Here is a 750-nt window from a genome sequence, read left to right as displayed (position 1 = left end):
GCTTCTTCCAGGCTCGGGAAGGTCGGAGCCTTTTTCCCCTGCAGCCGGCCGAAGCCAACCTCGAAGAACCAGCTTCCGACCTTGTCGTGCTCCGGCTCGGCGAGGCGCACCAGCACCGCCACCAGCAGGCCGTTGGCCATTACCAGCATGCCCTCACGATCGGGGCTGTTGGTGTCCACCTCGATCGGCTGAAGCTGCAGCACGAGCAGCGTCGCGACGTTGCTTCGCCCGGACATCGGCTAGCTCTCCTGGGCTTGACCGGGCCAGCTCAAGTCGCGGCGATCACCCCAGCGCGTACTGCGCAGGTGCAGGTAGTTCGGCGTGAAGTCGCAGAAGGCCTGGAGCCGCTCGACGTCGAGGATGGTCAGCACCCGCCGCTTGAGGTGGATCAGGCCGAGGACACGAAGCTCGCGCAGGGTCCGGTTCACGTGCACGTCGGACAGGCCCATCATGTCAGCGATCTGCGTCTGCGTGAGCGGGAACGCGTAGCCGTTGTCGGTGACGCGCCCTACCGCCTCCAGGCGCATGAGAAGCTCGCAGAGAAGGTGGGCGATGCGTTGGGGCGGGAGCCGGCCGCCGATGTTGACGAGCCACTCGCGCAGGACGGCGCCACGACGATCACGGCCACGACATCGAGCCGGCGCACCAGAGCGACCTCGTCGCCGATGACCATCACGGGCACCATGGCGATCAGACGCCCCACGAGAGCCCGCTGGTGATGACCCTGCCGTTGGCGATCCTTGCCTTCGG

The 750-nt window shown here is 66.9% G+C and carries 3 protein-coding genes; all 3 read right to left on the bottom strand.

The genetic code is table 11. The annotated features are described in order from the left end of the window. On the bottom strand, window positions 1–236 hold a 236-nt coding region (locus MKK84_RS16145), incomplete at its 3' end, for a hypothetical protein (RefSeq protein ID WP_243921391.1). Window positions 237–239: 3 nt separating this feature from the next. After that, window positions 240–527: a Crp/Fnr family transcriptional regulator gene (locus MKK84_RS16140; protein WP_243921389.1), complete on the bottom strand. Its 288-nt coding sequence runs from the start codon at window positions 525–527 to the stop codon at window positions 240–242. Beyond that, a partial coding sequence (locus tag MKK84_RS16135) for a hypothetical protein (protein WP_243921387.1) occupies window positions 509–750 on the bottom strand: 242 nt, incomplete at its 5' end. The genes MKK84_RS16135 and MKK84_RS16140, both read right to left, overlap by 19 nt.

It is taken from the genome of Methylobacterium sp. E-065, assembly GCF_022829605.1.
Taxonomy (GTDB): Bacteria; Pseudomonadota; Alphaproteobacteria; order Rhizobiales; family Beijerinckiaceae; genus Methylobacterium.
The sequence above is the reverse complement of the archived record's forward strand: the minus strand, read 5'-3'. Positions and strand labels throughout refer to the sequence as shown.